Source organism: Pseudoalteromonas sp. 31A1 (assembly GCF_011378815.1).
GTDB classification, from domain to species: domain Bacteria; phylum Pseudomonadota; class Gammaproteobacteria; order Enterobacterales; family Alteromonadaceae; genus Pseudoalteromonas; species Pseudoalteromonas arctica.
The window spans coordinates 319,590-339,480 of sequence record NZ_WTKY01000003.1; the positions used below are offsets into that span (position 1 = coordinate 319,590).

At 39.6% G+C, this 19,891-nt stretch carries 24 protein-coding genes; 16 read left to right on the plus strand and 8 right to left on the minus strand.

Annotated features, from left to right (window positions below; genetic code table 11):
- Positions 1-198: 198 nt before the first annotated feature.
- Positions 199-1,287, minus strand: a complete 1,089-nt coding sequence (zapE, locus tag GQR52_RS05325; RefSeq protein ID WP_010554277.1) for a cell division protein ZapE — start codon at positions 1,285-1,287, stop codon at positions 199-201.
- Between the two features lie 134 nt (positions 1,288-1,421).
- Between zapE and GQR52_RS05330 the strand changes: the two genes are divergently transcribed.
- From GQR52_RS05330 to GQR52_RS05340, 3 genes are all read left to right on the plus strand, one after another.
- Positions 1,422-1,865, plus strand: coding sequence for a YhcB family protein (locus GQR52_RS05330; RefSeq protein ID WP_007580324.1), 444 nt, complete (start codon positions 1,422-1,424; stop codon positions 1,863-1,865).
- Between the two features lie 131 nt (positions 1,866-1,996).
- Positions 1,997-3,349, plus strand: a complete 1,353-nt coding sequence (locus tag GQR52_RS05335; protein WP_010554276.1) for a Do family serine endopeptidase — start codon at positions 1,997-1,999, stop codon at positions 3,347-3,349.
- A gap of 102 nt (positions 3,350-3,451) precedes the next feature.
- Entirely contained in the window at positions 3,452-4,534 is a 1,083-nt protein-coding gene (locus GQR52_RS05340) for a trypsin-like peptidase domain-containing protein (RefSeq protein ID WP_165727692.1), read from the plus strand.
- 261 nt (positions 4,535-4,795) lie between these two features.
- Here GQR52_RS05340 and murA read toward each other — a convergent pair whose 3' ends face one another.
- Genes murA through GQR52_RS05375 form a run of 7 tightly spaced genes read right to left on the minus strand, consistent with a single transcriptional unit; the run spans position 4,796 to position 9,460 of the window.
- On the minus strand, positions 4,796-6,055 hold the full coding sequence (gene murA / locus GQR52_RS05345) for a UDP-N-acetylglucosamine 1-carboxyvinyltransferase (RefSeq protein WP_165727693.1): 1,260 nt from the start codon (positions 6,053-6,055) through the stop codon (positions 4,796-4,798).
- 13 nt (positions 6,056-6,068) lie between these two features.
- A complete protein-coding gene (locus GQR52_RS05350) occupies positions 6,069-6,326 on the minus strand; it encodes a BolA family protein (RefSeq protein WP_002957953.1) in 258 nt (85 codons plus the stop codon).
- Positions 6,327-6,331: 5 nt separating this feature from the next.
- Positions 6,332-6,625: an STAS domain-containing protein gene (locus tag GQR52_RS05355; protein WP_010554274.1), complete on the minus strand. Its 294-nt coding sequence runs from the start codon at positions 6,623-6,625 to the stop codon at positions 6,332-6,334.
- Positions 6,618-7,298: an ABC transporter substrate-binding protein gene (locus tag GQR52_RS05360; RefSeq protein WP_165727694.1), complete on the minus strand. Its 681-nt coding sequence runs from the start codon at positions 7,296-7,298 to the stop codon at positions 6,618-6,620. The genes GQR52_RS05355 and GQR52_RS05360 overlap by 8 nt, the downstream gene beginning before the upstream one ends.
- A 5-nt stretch (positions 7,299-7,303) precedes the next feature.
- Positions 7,304-7,852, minus strand: coding sequence for an outer membrane lipid asymmetry maintenance protein MlaD (mlaD, locus tag GQR52_RS05365; protein ID WP_002957950.1), 549 nt, complete (start codon positions 7,850-7,852; stop codon positions 7,304-7,306).
- A 13-nt stretch (positions 7,853-7,865) separates the two neighbouring features.
- On the minus strand, positions 7,866-8,645 hold the full coding sequence (mlaE, locus tag GQR52_RS05370; RefSeq protein ID WP_002957949.1) for a lipid asymmetry maintenance ABC transporter permease subunit MlaE: 780 nt from the start codon (positions 8,643-8,645) through the stop codon (positions 7,866-7,868).
- Positions 8,645-9,460, minus strand: a complete 816-nt coding sequence (locus tag GQR52_RS05375) for an ATP-binding cassette domain-containing protein (protein ID WP_165727701.1) — start codon at positions 9,458-9,460, stop codon at positions 8,645-8,647. Before GQR52_RS05375 ends, mlaE begins: the two co-directional genes overlap by 1 nt.
- A 255-nt stretch (positions 9,461-9,715) precedes the next feature.
- Here GQR52_RS05375 and GQR52_RS05380 point away from each other — a divergent pair, with 255 nt between their 5' ends.
- The 13 genes from GQR52_RS05380 to GQR52_RS05440 all read left to right on the plus strand — a co-directional run bounded on the left by GQR52_RS05380 (position 9,716) and on the right by GQR52_RS05440 (position 19,635).
- Positions 9,716-10,684 carry a calcium/sodium antiporter gene (locus GQR52_RS05380; protein ID WP_024607453.1) on the plus strand — a complete coding sequence of 323 codons (969 nt, stop codon included), beginning with the start codon at positions 9,716-9,718 and terminating at the stop codon, positions 10,682-10,684.
- A gap of 3 nt (positions 10,685-10,687) precedes the next feature.
- Positions 10,688-11,659, plus strand: coding sequence for a KpsF/GutQ family sugar-phosphate isomerase (locus GQR52_RS05385; protein ID WP_165727702.1), 972 nt, complete (start codon positions 10,688-10,690; stop codon positions 11,657-11,659).
- Positions 11,660-12,211: a 3-deoxy-manno-octulosonate-8-phosphatase KdsC gene (kdsC, locus tag GQR52_RS05390; RefSeq protein ID WP_007580311.1), complete on the plus strand. Its 552-nt coding sequence runs from the start codon at positions 11,660-11,662 to the stop codon at positions 12,209-12,211.
- Complete coding sequence (lptC, locus tag GQR52_RS05395) at positions 12,208-12,762, plus strand: LPS export ABC transporter periplasmic protein LptC (RefSeq protein ID WP_007580308.1); 555 nt, start codon at positions 12,208-12,210, stop codon at positions 12,760-12,762. Before kdsC ends, lptC begins: the two co-directional genes overlap by 4 nt.
- A complete protein-coding gene (lptA, locus tag GQR52_RS05400; protein WP_024590191.1) occupies positions 12,752-13,297 on the plus strand; it encodes a lipopolysaccharide transport periplasmic protein LptA in 546 nt (181 codons plus the stop codon). Before lptC ends, lptA begins: the two co-directional genes overlap by 11 nt.
- Positions 13,294-14,019: an LPS export ABC transporter ATP-binding protein gene (gene lptB / locus GQR52_RS05405; protein ID WP_007580304.1), complete on the plus strand. Its 726-nt coding sequence runs from the start codon at positions 13,294-13,296 to the stop codon at positions 14,017-14,019. Before lptA ends, lptB begins: the two co-directional genes overlap by 4 nt.
- 69 nt (positions 14,020-14,088) lie before the next feature.
- Positions 14,089-15,588, plus strand: coding sequence for an RNA polymerase factor sigma-54 (locus GQR52_RS05410; RefSeq protein ID WP_007580303.1), 1,500 nt, complete (start codon positions 14,089-14,091; stop codon positions 15,586-15,588).
- A gap of 26 nt (positions 15,589-15,614) precedes the next feature.
- A complete protein-coding gene (gene hpf, locus GQR52_RS05415; protein WP_007580301.1) occupies positions 15,615-15,902 on the plus strand; it encodes a ribosome hibernation promoting factor in 288 nt (95 codons plus the stop codon).
- 4 nt (positions 15,903-15,906) lie between these two features.
- Entirely contained in the window at positions 15,907-16,359 is a 453-nt protein-coding gene (gene ptsN / locus GQR52_RS05420) for a PTS IIA-like nitrogen regulatory protein PtsN (RefSeq protein ID WP_024590190.1), read from the plus strand.
- Between the two features lie 18 nt (positions 16,360-16,377).
- Positions 16,378-17,223, plus strand: a complete 846-nt coding sequence (gene rapZ / locus GQR52_RS05425; protein WP_010554269.1) for an RNase adapter RapZ — start codon at positions 16,378-16,380, stop codon at positions 17,221-17,223.
- A gap of 42 nt (positions 17,224-17,265) precedes the next feature.
- Complete coding sequence (locus GQR52_RS05430) at positions 17,266-17,538, plus strand: HPr family phosphocarrier protein (protein ID WP_002957937.1); 273 nt, start codon at positions 17,266-17,268, stop codon at positions 17,536-17,538.
- 130 nt (positions 17,539-17,668) lie between these two features.
- Positions 17,669-19,027 carry a magnesium transporter gene (mgtE, locus tag GQR52_RS05435; protein WP_010554268.1) on the plus strand — a complete coding sequence of 453 codons (1,359 nt, stop codon included), beginning with the start codon at positions 17,669-17,671 and terminating at the stop codon, positions 19,025-19,027.
- Positions 19,028-19,083: 56 nt separating this feature from the next.
- Entirely contained in the window at positions 19,084-19,635 is a 552-nt protein-coding gene (locus tag GQR52_RS05440; RefSeq protein WP_165721143.1) for a protein disulfide oxidoreductase, read from the plus strand.
- Positions 19,636-19,891: the final 256 nt, after the last annotated feature.

Here is a 19,891-nt window from a genome sequence, read left to right on the forward strand (position 1 = left end):
AGACTTTTGCGCCGCTCACAAGTGGCTAGACTATATGAGGGCATAGAACGCAACGTGGCAGACGCGGGAGTATACCAGCACTTAAAACACATTGCTACTCGCCGGTTGTTTTTTCCACAAGAAATTTTAGAAATAAGAAGTACTATATATGCACCTCTTACTTTTAATGGCTAACCTATTACACTTTTACCTACTAATTTAAACCAAATGCTCTCTAGCTAAATACTCTAGAGACTGCATTTCTTGCAAACGGCTTATACAGCGCTTAAATTCAAAGTTTAAATTACCTTGGGTATAAAGTTCGGTAATAGGTTTTTCAGCCGATATAATTAAAGTTACATGGCGCTCGTAAAATTCATCCACTAAAGCAATAAAGCGTCTAGCGGCATCATCATTAGTTTGCCCAAGCTGTTTTACGTTAGAAATAATCACCGTATTATATAAGCGACTAATCTCCATGTAATCAACCTGACTACGCGCTGTTTCGCACAATTCACTAAACTCAAACATCACCACGCATTTGGCTACTTTTCGCGTTTTGATTAAACGACCTTCTATCTCTATCGGCTCATCTAATTGTCCAGGCTCTGACGATAGCTTATCGAAGTATTCAAATAGGTTTTTATCCGCTTCTTTATCTAACGGACTATGAAAAATTTCGGCTTGCTCTAAGGTACGCAACCGATAATCAATACCTGAGTCTACATTAACTATTTCTGTATTGAGCTTAACCAGTTCTATAGCAGGGACAAAGCGGGCACGCTGCAAGCCATTTCTGTAAAGCTCATCAGGCACTATATTAGATGTAGCAACAAGTACTATACCCCGTGCAAATAGCGCTTCCATTAAGCCACCTAGCAACATAGCATCGGTAATGTCTTGAACAAAAAACTCATCAAAACAAATTATGTCTGTTTCTGCTTTGAAAGTGTCAGCTATTTTTTCTAATGGATTAGCCGTATTGTTTAGTTTTTTAAGCTCATTATGCACTCGGTGCATAAATCGATGAAAGTGCACGCGCATTTTACGTGTGCCCGGTAGTGATTCGTAAAAAGTGTCAACTAAATAAGTTTTACCACGCCCTACTCCACCCCAAAAGTACAAACCTTTTATAGGCGCAGGTTCATCTTTACTAAATAACTTAGCAAAAAAACCTTTTTGTTTTGGCTTTGCCTGAGTTAGGTCATCGTATAGACGTTGTAAATGGCGCACAGCATTTTCTTGTGCTGCGTCGTGTACAAAGTCATCTCGCTTTAAGTCTTGTTGGTATGTTTGCCAAGGAGTCATATCTATTTACAGTTAAAACACAGTTTAATTTGCAAAGCATATTAACACGCATCATAACTCGGGGTATATTACACTTAGTATGATTTATAATTGAATCGGCATTCGTTAGTTATTTTCCCAAAGGGGTAGTTTTTATGGGCACAGTTATGTGGGTAGGTTTAATTGTTATTGCTGCTGTTGTAGCATTTTTTATTGGCGCATTTGTTACTAAAAAACAATTCAAACAAGATGAATTAAAAGAGCAGGCAGAGCAAGCTGAAAATGCGTTAGAGCAGTATCGTCAAGATGTAGCTGATCATTTAGCGAATACTGGCAAGCTCGTAAATAAAATGAAAGAAAACTATGATCAACTGCTTAGTCACGTTGAAGAAACAAACCAACTTCTTTTAGAAGATAGAAATAAAGCACCAGCAGAACCTTATTTTTCTAAAGAAACAACAGAACAACTACAAGCGTCTTTAAAAGAACGTCGTTCAGATCGTTCTTCAGCCGCAGCGCAACCAGCTGATTATGTATCGGGTGAATCTGGTTTATTTGCTGGTCAAAATAAAGTTTCAGAACATTCTAAAGTATCTTGATGAACTTTTTTTAGACCCCATAGTCTTTAGATATAACAGCTTTGTTGTTTTATCTTAATAAACCAAAAAGGGCTGCTTTTAAAGTAGCCCTTTTTGTTTTTGCTTTATCTTAAGTGGAGTTACCCCTGACTATGAAAATGAAATTATCACTTATCAGCGCAGCTATTTTATCTACAAGCTTATTAATGAGCCCTGTAGCGTCTTATGCAAAAATGCCAATTGCAGTAAATGGTCAACAATTACCCACTCTTGCCCCCATGCTAGAGAAAATATCTCCTGGTGTTGTAAGTATCCAAGTTTCAGGCTCTAAAGAAGTACGCCGCCGTGCAGATCCACTCGAATACTTTTTTGGACAACAGCAGCCTCGCAGTCAAAAACGCCAATTTAGTGGATTAGGTTCTGGGGTCATTATCGATGCTGATGAGGGCTATGTAGTGACTAATAACCACGTAATCCAAGACGCCGAAAAAATGGTAGTTACTCTCGAAGATGGCCGTGAATTTGAAGCAACTAAAATTGGTACTGACACAGAATCAGACATCGCTCTTTTACAAATAGACGCTGATGACTTAACTGAAATCAAACTCGCCAACTCAGATAATTTACGAGTGGGCGACTTTGCGGTTGCGATTGGTAACCCATTTGGCCTTAGCCACACAGTTACATCAGGTATTGTTAGTGCCCTTGGTCGAAGTGGTTTAAACATTGAGGGCTACGAAGATTTCATTCAAACCGACGCAGCTATTAACCAAGGTAATTCTGGCGGTGCCTTAGTTAACCTCAATGGTGAGTTGATTGGTATTAATACCGCTATTTTAGGTGCTTCTGGCGGCAACGTGGGCATTGGTTTTGCGATTCCATCTAATATGATGAAAAATCTAGTCGATCAAATTATTGAACATGGTGAAGTACGTCGAGGCTCGTTAGGCATTTCTGGTCGCCCACTTGATGCAGGACTTGCAAAAGCACAGCAACTTGATGTCAAACAAGGTGCTTATGTAATGCAAGTAATGGACGACACTGCCGCAAGTAAGGCAGGAATTGAAGCTGGTGACGTTATTGTTAGCATAAACGGTGGCGACATTAGTGGCTTTCATGAACTACGCAGCAAAATTGCTACGCTAGGTGAAGGCCGTGAGATAAAACTTGGCATTTACCGCGATGGTAAAATTAAAACAGTGAAAGTAACTCTTGATGGTGCATCAGGTGTTACAGCGACCGGTGAAGAACTCCATCCTGCATTCCAAGGTGCGACACTTGAAAATGTACAAAAAAACAGTAATAAAGGTGTTGAGGTTACTTCTGTAGATCCTCGTTCACCTTCTGCCCGTGTTGGCCTTGAAGAAGGCGATATTATTATGCAAGTGAATCGTCAACGAGTAGAAACAATTCGCGACATGAATAAAATCATCGACAGTACAAAAGGTAATATAGTACTTGGCGTGCAACGTGGTCGTGAGTCTATATTTATTTTAATTCAGTAATAAATAGCACTATTAATGTAATAAAAATAACAGTGGCACTTGCCGCTGTTATTTTTTTTATGTCATCATAAAGAGATTGCTCACTTACATAATAAGAAAATCGTGCTGAAACTAATAAAATTTATTCTTCCCCCTTTATTTGCAGGCCTAAGTATTGCTTTTTTAGTGGTTTTTTTCAGCCCTAATATGCGAGCGGCTTTACTTCCAAATGTTCCCCTACCAAGCGCAATGAGTTCGAGTCACCTGAGTTTTTCTGATGCAGTTAAACGAGCAGCTCCTTCTGTGGTTACTATTTTTTCAGAAAGTATCTCCAAAGAACCTCGTTATAAAAGAAAAAACACGGTACAAGAGCTAGGCTCTGGCGTCATCATGTCGCAAGACGGTTACATTCTTACCAACTACCATGTTGTTAATAATGCAGATCAAATTATGGTTATTCTAACCGATGGCAGACGCTTTTTTGATGTACAGCTAATTGGTTTTGATACTATTACTGATTTAGCCTTACTTAAAATAAATGCAGATCACCTTCCGGTAATTCCTGTAAATGATAGCTATGTATCCAGTGTAGGCGATGTTGTACTTGCCATAGGTAACCCGCTTAATTTAGGCCAAACAATCACGCAAGGCATTATTAGCGCAACGGGTAAGCAAAAAATTACAGACAGTCCGTACAATAACTTATTGCAAATGGATGCGGCTATTAATGTGGGCAACTCTGGCGGCGCATTAGTTAACTCCAATGGTGATTTAGTCGGCATTACTTCTGCGCAGTTTAAAACGCGTGAGAACTTGAATATTCAAGGAATATTCTTTGCGGTTCCTTACTCACTTGCTAAAAAAGTAATGGGTAAGCTCATTCGTCATGGTCGCGTTGTGCGCGGCTATTTAGGCTTTGAAGGCACAGCAGTAGATAGTACCGGCAAGGAAGTAAACGACAGTCTGACCCCAGTTACTGGCATGCGTATTACTAATTTAGACCCTTTGGGACCAGCATGGCAAGCGGGTATTGAAGAGCAAGATATTGTTATTAAAATTGCAGGTCTTTCGGTAGCAAATCCACAAAAAGTGCTGGAAGAAATAGGTAATACAGAACCAGGTAAAGAAATAGAATTTGAGCTTTACCGGAATGGTAAAATAGAAAAGATTATGGTGACTGTCGCAGAGCTTGAAACAAAGCTTTAATAAAAAAACACCAATTCCATTAAGTATGTGATCTGAATTTTACGCCGAAAAAACAATTCAGTTCTAGGCGTAAATTGATGTAAATGGTTGTTCCCTTTACGAAATTGACAACAAAGAAATGGGTTGTTTTAGCAAGTAAAATAGATCAGCTATTTATTGGAATTGGTATAATACCAAGCTGCATAAATCGTCAATAAAAAGGTCGGATAGCAATTTGCGTATCCGACCTTTTTAAAATAGCTTAGCTAGTTAAATATCTACTTAACTACTTCGACGTTTAATATTTGCACCCAACGCACTTAGCTTATCTTCAATGCGCTGATAACCTCTATCAACGTGATAAATACGGTCAACAACCGTTTCACCCTGTGCCACTATACCTGTTAAGATTAAGCTAGCTGAAGCGCGTAGGTCGGTTGCCATCACTTGCGCGCCCGTTAGGCTCTCAGTCTCACCACAAATTGCGGTATGCCCTTCTAAACGAATATTAGCGCCCATACGCTGCAACTCAGGTACATGCATAAAACGGTTTTCAAAAATCGTTTCCGTAATCGTTGCACTACCATTTGCTACTACATTTAATGCTGTAAACTGAGCTTGCATATCCGTAGGAAAACCTGGGTGTGGAGCTGTTTTAATATTCACGGCTCTCAGTTCTCGGCCGCGCATATCAAGATAAATACTGTCGTTATGTACTTCTAAGTGTGCATTTGTTGCACGTAGCTTTTCAATCACAGGCTCAAGAGAATGAAAGTCAGTGTTTTTGCAAAGTACTTCACCGCCTGCCATTGCTGCAGCGACTAAAAACGTACCTGTTTCTATTCTATCTGGTAAAATGCTGTGCTCGCATCCTGCTAAACGCTCAACGCCTTCAACTTCAATGCGGCTAGTGCCTGCACCCGTAATTTTAGCGCCCATAGCAATTAAGCAGTTAGCTAAATCAATTATTTCGGGCTCGCGTGCAGCGTTATCAAGTATGGTTTTACCATCAGCGAGGGCAGCTGCCATCAATAGATTTTCGGTAGCGCCTACGCTTACCATTTCCATAAAGATTTCAGCGCCTTTTAAGCGACCGTTTACCTTGGCATTAATATAACCATTTTCAACGTTAATTACCGCGCCCATGCGCTCCAAACCCTGAATATGAATATCAACAGGGCGAGCACCAATAGCACACCCACCAGGTAAAGACACTTGAGCTTCACCAAAACGAGCAACTAAAGGGCCTAATGCAAGTACAGAGGCACGCATTTGCTTAACTAAGTCGTATGGCGCTAATGTCTTATTAACCGTTGCGCCGTCAATCACTAGCGTATCGCCGTGCCAATTAACATCAGCGCCTAGAGTTTTTAATAAGGCTTCAGTGGTCACTATATCGCGAAGGCGCGGTACATTAGTAAATGTACTTTTTCCATCAGCTAATAATGAAGCAAACAAAATAGGAAGTGCGGCATTTTTAGCGCCAGAAATAGTCACTTCACCAGCAAGTGAAGTACCACCTTGAATTACAAATTGATCCATTAAGAGGCCCTATTTATTGCGGTAAAATAAATTTTTGTTCACGCTTCCACTCTACAGGAGTAAATGCACGAATAGATACTGCGTGAATTGTGCCATCTGAAATTGTATTCATTAATGGGCCATAAACTAGCTGCTGCTTTTTAACTCGGCTTAAACCGTCAAAGCATTCACCTACTGCAACAACTTCATAATGACTACCATTGGCTTTTACATGTACTTCAGCTAATTGAAGTTCTTCGCGTAATAATGTTTCGACTTGGCTAGTTTCCATAACTCTCACTCAAATAGGGTTGTAACCTGACCCAGTTGCATTAAATTTTGCAATTGCTCAGGTAGGTTTTGCAATTCAAGGCGAATGCCTTGCTGCTTTAATTCTGCAAAAGAGTGAATTAACCAAGCTAAGCCCGCTGTGTCAACCCTAGATACACCACTTAGGTCGAAATAGATGATTTTATGCTTGGTTAATAGCTTGTTGTTCAGAAGCTGTTCATCGCCAATTGAATTTCGAGTAAGCTCACCGTTTACTCGAAAATGTTGTCCATCAACTTGGCTTATTGCCAATTTAGTCATTCGAGTTACTGCCTCTAAACTGAACTGGTAGCTGACTCTTTTGCTCTAAAAGGTTACTTACATTATCAATACCTTGCTGACGCAAAATACCTTGTAGTTCACTTTGTTTTGCATCTAGTAAACTAATGCCTTCAGCAATCATATCGTACGCGCGCCATTCACCATCACGGTCTTCACGTACTTTAAAATCGATTCTGATATCAGGTTTACCGTCTTCAATAATTTTAGTCTTAACGACAACGACATCTTTACCTTTAAATGCTTGTTCTGCACCAAACTCAACTTTTTGGTTTGTATATTGAGTAAACACACCGGCATAAGTAGCTACTAAGTACTCTCTGAATACACCAATAAAGCGCTGAATTTCTTTAATTGCTTTGGCTTTTTCAGCTTCGTCGGTAATTGCACGTACTTTAGAAACCTCGCTACCTAACACACGAAGTGCTGCATATTTGTAGTCGATATAAGGCATTAATTCTTCTTCAACGATTACGCGAAGATGCTCTTGATTTTTAACAATTAATGGCTGATCTTTTTTAATGCGTGCGAATGTATTATCGGCAACTTGGCGTACCATTTTGTTCGGATCCACCAGTTTAACATCTGCTGCACTTACGCTTTGAGTTAGCATCATTGTGCCAATTGCTACAATAGCTAAAAACTTTTTCAACATAATAATTACTCACTACCTTGGTTGAATAAAAACTGCCCGATTAATTCTTCAAGTACAATGGCAGACTTAGTATCAGTAATTGAATCGCCATCACCTAGTGCTTTACTTTCCACACCAAACAAATCGTCAATTGCTTCATCTTGCTTGTTTTCAGTCACTGTTTCGCCTAAACAACGTTGTTTAGCCGAATCTGGAGAAATGACAGGGTGAATACCTAAGTACTGCTCACCTAAAATACCCGACGTTAAAATAGAGATTGAGCTTGTGTCTGAAAAACGACATAAATACTGTGCATCAATGGTCATGTTTACCACTGGTAAAAACTCTTGTGGGTGTACATAAATTGATTCAACACGACCAATTACAACACCACCTACTTTTACCGGCGCACGCGCTTTTAATGAGCCAATGTTTTCAAACTTGGCATTAAGCGTATATGTTTCGCCAGAGCCACTAATACCTGAATTGGCAACTTTAAGTGCGAGCATCGCAAAAGCTAAAATGCCAAGTGCTACAAAAAAACCAACTAAAATTTCTAATTTCCGTGAATTCATTATCTATACCCTATTAGCTGGTAAACATTACCGCTGTCAAAATAAAGTCAAAACCTAAAACTGCTAATGACGAATGAACAACCGTTTCGGTGGTTGCTTTGCTGATCCCTTCTGAGGTCGGCACACAGTCATATCCTTTATAAAGCGCAATCCAGGTCACCACTATGGCGAATACAAAACTCTTAATAATACCGTTTAGTATGTCTTGCTGAAACGACACTTGTGATTGCATGATTGACCAAAAACTACCTGTATCAACCCCCAGCCAATCTACACCCACTAAATGAGCGCCTATGATTGCTACAGCTGAAAATATCAATGCAAGCAATGGCATGCTTATAAAACCCGCCCAAAAGCGCGGTGCAATAATACGTTTTAGCGGATCGATTGCCATCATCTCAAGTGATGAAAGTTGCTCTGTTGCTTTCATTAAGCCAATTTCAGCAGTCAATGCGCTACCTGCGCGTCCTGCAAATAGTAATGCAGTAACAACCGGGCCCAGTTCTCGCAATAAACTCAGTGCCACTAACGGCCCTAAACTATCCTCAGCGCCATAACCAACTAATACGGTGTAACCTTGTAGAGCCAACACCATGCCGATAAACAAACCCGACACCATAATAATCAGCAACGATTGCGAACCGACCATATAAAGTTGGCGAACAAGTAACGGTGTGCCTTTTTTAAAATTAGGAACATGCGCAAGCGCACTAAACAGCATATAAGCCGAACGGCCAAGAGCCGCAAAACGTCCTAGCGTTTTATGCCCTAGCTTTTGAAATAAATCCAACATTATGCTTTTTCTCCAAGCAGTTCATCTGCATAAGCTTGAGCCGGAAAATGAAATGGTACCGGACCATCCGACAAGCCTTTTAAAAACTGTTGAACTAAAGGAGATTCATGATTGCGCATTTCATCAGGAGTACCACAACCAATTACACCTTGATCGGCGATAATTATAACGTGATCGGCAATACTCATTACCTCTGTCACATCGTGTGTCACAATTAAAGACGATAAACCCAATACTTCGTTAAGCGACTTAATTAGCTTAACCAATACGCCCATCGAAATAGGGTCTTGTCCTGCAAATGGTTCATCGTACATGATTAGCTCTGGATCAAGTGCTATAGCGCGCGCAAGTGCAGCACGTCTTGCCATACCGCCCGATAACTCAGAGGGCATTAAATCTTTAGCGCCACGTAGCCCAACCGCTTGCAATTTCATTAATACAACTAATCGAATAAGGTCTTCACTTAGCTTTGTGTGCTCTCTTATAGGAAACGCAATATTGTCAAATACCGACATATCAGTAAACAGCGCACCACTTTGAAAAAGCATGCTCATTTTAGTACGTGCTTCGTATAACTCTTTACGAGACATTTTAGGAATGCTGCCACCTTCAAATAAAATATCACCTGAATCTGGTTTAAGCTGACCACCAATTAAACGCAACATAGTGGTTTTGCCAATTCCGCTTGGCCCCATGATCGCAGTAATTTTACCTTTAGGAACGCTAAAACTCATATTTTTATATATGATTCTATTGCCTCTCGAAAAGCTAACATCCTTGACTTCTACTATTGATTGCGACAAGTCGCTCTCCATAAAAATGTTCACTAGTGCACCTATTTTAAAGCTTTTTTGTCAAAGATGGAAAAAACAATTCGTAAGATTTTGTAATACACCCATGAAAAGGATTATAAGACTCGCTCAAAACAGCTTAACCCCGGCTTAAATTTTTAAATTAGCTGTTTAAAAGCAGCATTGTTACGTAGTTGACCTTACTCTTTTATTTATACTTTCATCTTGGCTTTTGTTACTATTCGCGCCATCCGTATTTTGTATAACTGGCTTAACACAATGGTTACCTCGTTTGTTATTTTAATTCTTGGTTTTGCAGCTCTTGTTTGGAGTGCAGACAGGTTTGTTTATGGCGCTGCGGCTCTTGCTAAAAATTTTGGTGTACCTACACTTATTGTTGGTTTAACCGTGGTAGCTATGGGCTCTTCAGCACCCGAAATGATGGTTTCAGCCTCTGCCGCTTTGGCTAATAAAACCGACACAGCAGTTGGTAATGCTGTTGGTTCTAATATTACAAACATTTTACTTGTGTTAGGTATCACAGCTTTATTTCGCCCTCTTTCAGTTTCATCAAGTACATTAAAACGTGAAATGCCATTAGTGATGCTCGTATCTTTAGCTACTTGGTATGTGTTCTCAGATAACTACTTTTCATTTAATGAAGGTGTTGCACTTTTGGTTGGCTTTATCGTATTCATCGGTGGGTTAATTATTGTATCTATGCGTGCAAAAAACCAAGATGACCCATTTGTCTCAGAAGCCTGCGACGATGTACCAAACGATGTACCTACGAAAAAAGCGGTATTTTGGTTAGTTGTCGGCATGATACTCCTACCTGTTAGCTCTCATTTTTTAATAGGTTCGGCTGTCGATATTGCTAAATACTTCGGCTTAAGCGACCTAGTAATTGGTTTAACGATTATTGCCATTGGTACTAGCTTGCCAGAACTTGCCGCTTCGGTTGCAGGTGTACTTAAAAATGAAGATGATTTAGCACTAGGTAATATTGTTGGCTCAAACATATTTAATATTCTAGCGGTATTACCACTGGCTGGTATTATTAACCCTTCTGCCATTGACCCATCATTAGTAAGCCGAGACGTATTAATTATGATTGGCGCAACACTTGCCCTAATTATTATGTCATTGAACTTTAGAGGCACCCAACGTATCAATAGAGTAGAAGGCGGCTTATTGCTAATAGCGTTTTTGGGTTACCAAGGGTATATTTTTAGTCAAGTAGGGTAAATGATGGCAACGCTAAATTTTATTGAACAAGGCCTTCGCGTTTTAGATGTTGAACGCCAAGCACTTAGTGATATTGCACAATATGTAGATGAAAATTTTCATAACGCGTGCCAATTAATGTACGACTGCGAAGGCCGTATTATTGTCATTGGTATGGGTAAATCAGGTCATATTGGCAATAAAATAGCGGCAACCCTTGCAAGCACTGGCAGTCCAGCATTTTTTGTTCACCCTGGTGAAGCAAGTCATGGTGATTTAGGTATGATCACTAAAAATGACGTGGTTATGCTTATTTCTAATTCAGGGGAGACCAGCGAAGTTTTAAATATCATTCCGGTTTTAAAACGACTTGGTGCCAAAATGATATCGATGACTGGCAATACGCAATCAACCATGGCGACCCTTGCTAATGTACATGTGTGTATTAAAGTAGAAAAAGAAGCCTGTTCATTGGGTCTAGCTCCTACATCAAGTACCACTGCAACGCTTGCGATGGGCGATGCCATGGCAGTTGCATTATTAGAAGCTCGCGGGTTTACAGCTGATGACTTCGCGCTATCTCACCCAGGTGGTAGTTTAGGCAAGCGCTTATTACTTACTTTAAAAGATGTTATGCACAGCGGCGCAAATACACCTATTATTAGCGTTTCACAAACAGTTAAAGACGCCCTTATTGAAATGTCTGCTAAAGGGCTAGGTATGACAGCCATTGTTGATGAAGATCAGCAGCTCGTGGGATTATTTACCGATGGCGATTTGCGTCGTATTTTAGAGCAAAGAATTGATATTCATACAACACAAATAGATGTTGTTATGACTAAGTCATGTACTACGGCTACACAAGATATTTTGGCTGCTGAAGCGCTTAATATTATGGAACACAAACGTATAAATGGCTTAATCGTCGTCAATGATAAAAACCAACCTATTGGCGCATTAAACATGCAAGACCTATTAAAAGCAGGAGTGTTATAAATGCAATTTGAAGAACTCTATCAACCGCTGAGCGATGATGCAAAAGCACGCGCTAAAAAAGTAAAGCTACTTATATGCGATATTGATGGTGTATTTTCTGATGGCCGTATTTATCTTGGTAATCAAGGTGAAGAGCTAAAAGCATTTAATACAAAAGATGGTTTTGGCATTAAAGCGCTTATAAACAGTGGCTTTGAAGTGGCTGTAATTACTGGTCGTCATTCACAAATAGTGCAACAACGTATGAGCAGCTTAACCGTACAGCATATTTATCAAGGCCAAGAAAATAAGCTCATTGCCTATCAAGAATTAAAAGACAAACTCAACCTTAGCGATGAACAAATTGCTTATATCGGTGATGATGGTCCTGACATGCCCGTTATGGAATTAGTCGGCTTTGCTGTTGCAGTAAATGATGCCCATCCACTTATTAAACGTTTATCACACTATGTAACGCAAATGCCTGGCGGCTTTGGTGCAGTAAGAGAGCTTACCGACTTGCTCATGCTTGAAAATGGTAAAGCATTGACTACACAAGGCACTAGTTCATGAATGCAGCGCGCATAATATTAAGCGTTTTATTCATTAGCTGTATGGTTTGGCTTTGGTACCCTTATTTTACACAAACAAATATTGTGCCTCAGACTGAGCCTGAAGTTATTGCCAAGCCTGATTACATAGCCATAGAACTCAAACAAACAGCCTATGACGAACAAGGTAAAATTAGCCACAAAGTCACTGCGGCTAAAATGGAGCTATATCAACAATTAGGTTTTACGTTTTTTGAAAAACCTATTTTTACTTTATATAACGAAAAGCAAACGTGGCAAATAAATGCAGACGAAGCAACATTATACGAAGACAAACAATTAATTTTAGAAGGCAATGTGGTTGCCAAAAACTTAACCGATAACGCCATGATAGACAAAATCAATGCTGATAATATTCAGGTAGATATAAAGCTATTAACAATGCGTTCGGAGCAACCCGTTATCATCACTGGACCCAATTTAAAAATCACTGGTAAAGGCCTAGAAGCCGACTTAAAAACCGAAGTGATAAAACTAATTAACCATACGCGAACCATATATTATGACCAATAAAATATTAAAATCACTTATTATTCCTACACTTATACTAGCGTTTAATAGTAGTGCTGCAGAGCAAAACACGCAACCGGCTGCAAATCAAATTTCAATAAGCGCCGATAAGCAAGAAGGTCAATTAAAAGCTAATGTCGGGATTTTTGAGAAAAACGTTGAAATTATTCACGGTAACCGCCGTATCACAGCCGACCGCTTAGAAGTACATAAACGCGATGAACTTGGCGATAATAAACAATTATTAATTGCTACAGGTAGCCCTGCGCACTTTGAAGAAAAGCAATCAGATGGCACGACTATGAGCGCCAGTGCTGACGAAGTACGTTATGATGTATCTAAGCGTTTTTTAACGCTTGTTGGTAATGCACAAGTATCGCAAGCGGGACAAAAAATAAATGCTAAAAGCATTACCTACGATATAGAGCAGCAGCTAATCAGTGCCGAAAAAGATGAAAACTCAACTGACCGCGTTCACACAATTTTAGTACCAATCGAGACTAAAAAAAGTAAAAAAAGCGACAAAGGTCAACCATGAGCACATTAAAAGCAGAGCTATTAGCAAAGAGCTATAAAGGCCGTGAAGTTGTAAAAAACGTCGGCCTTGAAGTCAAAGCTGGCAGTATTGTTGGCTTACTTGGCCCTAACGGCGCAGGTAAAACTACCACGTTTTATATGATAGTAGGACTTGTACCTAGCGACAAAGGTAAAATATCGATAGACGATAACGATATTACTCTTTTACCTATGCATAGTCGTGCTAGATTAGGCATTGGCTACTTACCGCAAGAGTCTTCAATATTCAGAAAGCTGACTGTTTATCAAAACTTAATGGCCATTTTAGAAACGCGCAAAGAGTTAAATAAACAAGCTAGAGAAGACACTCTCGATAAATTATTAGATGAATTTAGCATACAACACATTCGTGATAGCCAAGGTATGGCATTGTCGGGTGGCGAACGTCGTCGTGTTGAAATAGCACGTGCGCTGGCAGCAGATCCTAAATTTATATTACTGGATGAACCATTTGCAGGTGTTGACCCGATTTCGGTATTAGACATAAAGAAAATAATAGAACATCTTAAAAATCGTGGGATTGGTGTATTAATTACCGATCATAACGTAAGAGAAACCCTTGATGTTTGTGAAAAAGCCTACATTGTTTCTCATGGGGAGCTGATTGCATCAGGTACTCCAGAACACGTATTAAATGATAAAACAGTACGCGATGTTTACTTAGGCGAGCAATTTAGGCTGTAACATTTACGCCATGTCTTTAAGCATCTGCTAGTATTAATTATAACAACATAAAAGGATTGTTAGAGATACATGAGGCAATCACTACAGCTGCGCATGGGCCAGCAACTTACAATGACTCCACAGCTGCAACAAGCTATTCGTTTGTTGCAACTCAGTACATTGGATCTCCAGCAAGAAATACAAGAAGCTCTCGACAGCAACCCGCTATTAGAGGTTGAAGAAGCAGACTATTCAGAAGACGCTGCAGGTAAAAACGAGCAAAAAGCAGATACAGATGACATAACTGTTAGCGCATCTGCCGATGATGCTCCAAGCGAATACGAACAAGATAGTGGTGAAGCACTTGCAAAAGACACGCTAAGTGACGACATGGCTATGGATGTTAGTTGGGATGAGTACATGAGTGCCGCCCCAGCAGCATCATCGGGTCCGATGCCTGAAGACGAATCAATATACCAAGGCGCCTCTACTGAAACGCTCCATGAGTATTTAATGTGGCAGTTACAACTAACGCCATTTAGCCCTACAGACGAAGCTATTGCTATTGCTATTGTAGAAGCCGTCGATGATTCAGGTATTTTAACACTAAGCTGCGAAGAGATTTTAGAAAGCTTTAATCAAGAAAACGAAGATGATAACGAAGTCGAACTTGATGAAATTGAAGCTGTATTAAAACGCATCCAACTGTTTGATCCTGTTGGTATTGCCGCACGTAGTTTACAAGAGTGTTTGTGTATTCAGCTTAACCAGTTTGATAAAGAAACACCTTACATTAATGAAACAAAAATGATTTTAACCGAGCATATTGATTTATTAGCTGCTCGTGACTATCGTACATTAATGAAGAAAACTAAGCTCAAAGAAGAAGAGCTTAAAGAAGTAATGACATTAATACATACTCTTAGCCCTAAACCTGCAGATACTATTGTAAGAGAAGAATCTGAGTATGTTATTCCTGATGTGTCAGTTAAAAAAATTAAAGGCCGCTGGGTTGTTGAGTTAAACCCAGACAGCATGCCTAAAATTCGTGTTAATAGCCAATACGCGGCAATGTCTCGCACTGTAAAATCCAGTGGTGACAGCCAGTTTATTCGCTCGCATTTACAAGAAGCTAAATGGTTTATTAAAAGCTTAGAAAGTAGAAACGACACGCTATTAAAAGTAACAAATTGTATTGTTAAGCAACAACAAGGCTTTTTTGAACACGGTCCTGAAGCCATGAAACCAATGGTTTTAAATGATGTTGCTGAAATGGTAGAAATGCACGAATCAACAATTTCGCGCGTAACAACCCAAAAGTATATGCACACACCCCGTGGTATATTTGAGCTTAAATATTTTTTCTCAAGCCATGTAAGCACCGAAAACGGTGGTGAATGTTCATCTACAGCAATCCGTGCGCTTATCCGAAAATTAATCGCAGCAGAAAACTCAGCAAAACCATTGAGTGATAGCAAAATAGCGGATATATTGGCTGAGCAAGGAATTAAAGTAGCGAGACGTACAATCGCAAAATACCGCGAATCTCTGGCTATTCCACCGTCAAATCAGCGTAAAAGTTTGATTTAAGACGCAAAAAAAAGAGGGTAATGCTTATGCAACTAAACTTAACTGGTCGTCACGTAGAATTAACCGATTCACTAAGAGACTATATTAATACCAAATTTGCGAAGCTAGAAAGACACTCTGATCATATTAATAATGTTCATGTCATTCTCGATGTAGAAAAATTAAATCAAAAAGCAGAAGCCACCATACACGTAAGCGGTGCTGAGCTATTTGCCTCTACAGAACATCAAGATATGTATGCCGCCATTGACTCGTTGATCGACAAGCTCGATCGACAAGTAATTAAACACAAAGAGAAGCTTGCTCGACACTAATATGATGAAATTAAGCTCACTTATATGCCAGGACTGCAGCAAAGCTGCGGTCCTTTTTAATAGCAAAAAAAGAATTTTAGAGTTCATTAGCGAACTTGCTCACGACAAACTTCCGTATTTACCGCAACAAGATATTCTTAATGCTTTAATGAGCAGAGAAAAATTGGGTAGTACAGGTATAGGGCGTGGCATTGCCATTCCTCATGGAAGAATGAGCGGTGCAGAAGAGCCTTTGGCTTTAGTACTCGTTAGCGAAACTCCAATAAATTTTGATGCGATCGATAATCGCCCTGTTGATATTTTCGTCGCACTCATCGTACCAGATGGCGATAACCAGCAGCACTTAAAGACTCTAGCAACCATTGCTGATAAACTAAACAACAAAGATTTTTGTAAACAGTTACGCAGTGCAAAATCAGATACTGAGCTTTACCAAGTTATTGTCAATCAATCATAGTTTTATAAAGGGTGTTAAATGGAGTTAATTATCATAAGCGGCCGTTCTGGTTCTGGAAAGTCGGTTGCTTTACGCGTTGTAGAAGATTTAGGTTATTATTGCGTAGATAATATTCCAGTTAACTTGCTTCCTTCATTAGTTCGCAGTGTGTCTGATAGCTATGATAAAATTGCTGTTAGCATTGATGTGCGTAACATCCCTAAACAACAAGATGAATTTAACGATATTCTTGAATACTTGCCTGGCTTTGCAAAACCTACGTTATTTTATTTAGATAGCGACGATCAAACATTGATCAAACGTTTTTCTGAAACTCGTAGATTACACCCACTATCAATTGACTCGTTGCCTCTTGATTTAGCCATCAAAAAAGAAAAAGAATTACTTGATGTATTAATCACCCGCGCCGACTTTATGATAGATACAACTGATTTAAGCGTTCATCAACTTGCTGAATCTATTCGTGAAAAGATTTTAGGTAAAAAAGATAAGCAACTGATTGTCACGTTTGAATCGTTTGGTTTTAAATACGGTATACCAAAAGAAGCAGATTACGTATTTGATGCACGCTTTTTACCCAATCCACATTGGGAACCTGAATTAAAACCTTTAAATGGGTTAGATCAACCTGTTAAAGATTATTTGGCCAATCACAGCATAGTGCAAAAATTCACATGGCAAATTCAAACATTTGTACAAACGTGGTTACCGCACTTAGAGCGAAATAACCGCAGTTATTTAACCATTGCCATTGGGTGTACAGGCGGACAACACCGCTCTGTATATTTAGCGCAAACTATCGGTGAAAGTTTTGCAATGACACATCCTAATGTAAAAATTCGCCATCGCGAACAAGAAAAATAATATAGCTGAATAATCACCTGTTCAGCTTAGGTAGAGTAAGTTATGCATTGTGAAGACACTTTTTTAATAAAAAACAAATTAGGCTTACACGCCAGAGCAGCTACTGTGCTTGCGCAATTAGCAGTACAATTTGATGCTACAATCACATTATTCCAAGATGACAAAGAAGCCGCAGGCGATAGCGTACTTGCACTAATGTTACTTGAAAGTAGCCAAGGCAAAGAAGTAAAAGTTGTATGCAAAGGCCCTGATTCTGAGCAAGCTTTGCATGCTGTTGGAGAATTAATAGCACAACGTTTTAATGAACAAGAATAAACAGTTATAAAAATAATGCTCGCATTACTAATGCCCCAACTAAAACAGATATATAAAATAAATACGGTTAGTGACGCCAGTTAACTCACCTCTCCCCATAAAGTAATATAAAAATTTATAAAGGACGCCAATGCCTGAAGCTTTTGAACAAGATTACCCACTACAGCAACTAAAACAGGTGACTAAGTCACTCAATAGTGGTCAATTTGTTCAAGTTAGGCGCATGCTCGCAAAAACAGCTCCTTGTGATACCGCATTATTATTAGAATCATCACCACATAAAATTCGCCGACTCCTTTGGCAGTTGGTTGATCCTGATGTGCAAGGCGATGTTCTTGAAGAACTATCAGAAGATGTTCGTTTAGGCATTATTGCCCAAATGGAACCTAAGCACATTGCAGCCGCAACCGAAGATATGGGCCACGATGACTTAGGTGAAGTATTACGTAGTCTGCCAGACACCGTTTATAAAGACGTTGTTAGCGCGATGGACATTCAAGACCGTGAACGTGCAACACAAGCACTTTCGTATCAAGAGCGTTCTGCTGGCGCGCTAATGAACACCGATACGGTGACCATTCGCCCTGACGTTACGCTTGATGTTGTACTTAGGTATATTAGGCTACGTGGCGAGTTACCAGAAGGTACCGATGACTTGTACGTTGTTGATAAGCATAACTGCTTTATAGGCGCTTTATCGCTGAGTACATTATTAACTAACCCGCCAGAAAAGATTGTTCGCGATTTAATGGATGAAGATTGTGAATCCATTCCAATCTCAATGGATGAAAGTGAAGTCGCGCAATTATTTGAACGTCATAATTGGATATCGGCCCCCGTAGTCGATGATAACGATCAGCTCCTTGGCCGTGTCACTATCGATGACATCGTTGACGTAATCCGCGAAGATGCTGAGCATAGTTTATTGGGCTTAGCCGGCCTTGATGATGAAGAAGATACCTTTGCGCCAGTACTAAAAAGCTCTAAAAAACGCTCAGTTTGGTTAGGTGTCAACTTACTAACTGCACTTGCAGCTGCTTTTGTAGCTAGCTTTTTTGAAGGCACTTTAGATGTTTTACCTATTTTAGCTGTACTTAACGGTATTGTCCCTTCTATGGGCGGTGTTGCAGGTAGCCAATCATTAACGCTTGTTATTCGTGGTATTGCGGTAGGTCATATAAATCAAACAAACCAACGTTTCTTGATGATGAAAGAGCTTGCTATTGGCGCGTTAAACGGTGTTTTGTGGTCGTTGTTAATAGCAGGTGTTATTGCCCTATGGCAGTGGGACTTTATGCTTGGTGGCGTACTCGCCTTCGCTATGTTTATGAACTTAGTGGTGGCAGGTGTTGCTGGTGCGAGTATCCCTATTATTCTTAAAAGAATGAATATAGACCCAGCACTTGCAGGGAGTGTGGTGCTAACCACGGTGACAGATATTGTGGGTATATTCGCCTTTTTAGGTACTGCTACTTGGTTGCTGGTTTAAATTAGAAACTTTTGCAAATAACTAAAGTAAAAAACACTTAGGGTAAAGCTGCAACTATGACAACGGGTACCAAAAATAAAAAAGACACACCTAAAAAAACGCCAAAACAAAAAGGCCTATCAATATTAAAAAGTGTGTTGATATATGGTTTCATATTTTTCGTAATTTATAACGCTGTCAATTGGTGGCGACAACCTGTTATGCCAGCAAATCCTCAATTACAATTAATAGATTATAAAGGGCAAAACATTGATTTGTCAGCAATGAGCCAAGATAAACCAACACTTGTCTATTTTTGGGGAACTTGGTGCCCTATTTGTAGTATTACCTCCCCTGCCATAAACGAACTCGCAAACGAGAATAACTACCCTGTCGTGAGTATCGCAATAAAATCAGGCTCGGATCAAAAACTACATGAGTATCTAAATGATCATGGCTACAGTTTTACCACTGTCAACGATCAACACGGTGAGATATTTGCCGATTGGCAAGGGCAAGTCACGCCATCTTATATAATCTTAAAAGATAATAAAATGACGCAAGGGCTAACAGGCATTCAGCCGTTATGGTCACTAAAATTACGTTTGTGGTTATCATCAACGTTTTAAGAAAAAACTAACTGCAAGTATATAGGCACTAAATACGTGCTATCTCAAGAGGGGTTTCTAAAAGCTCGCTCTTTATTACCTACAATAATATAGCCAATAAAGAGCAAGGTTTACTTAATTTACGCATGAAAAGGGTTTAAAAACCCTTAGCGTAATTAAACTAATCTACTAGGGCGTGTTGATCTTTGTGGATTGAAATTTGTTCAATCTAGGGGCGATTAAATCGCGGCGCGAGGTTTGTAACCTAGTGGGCTAA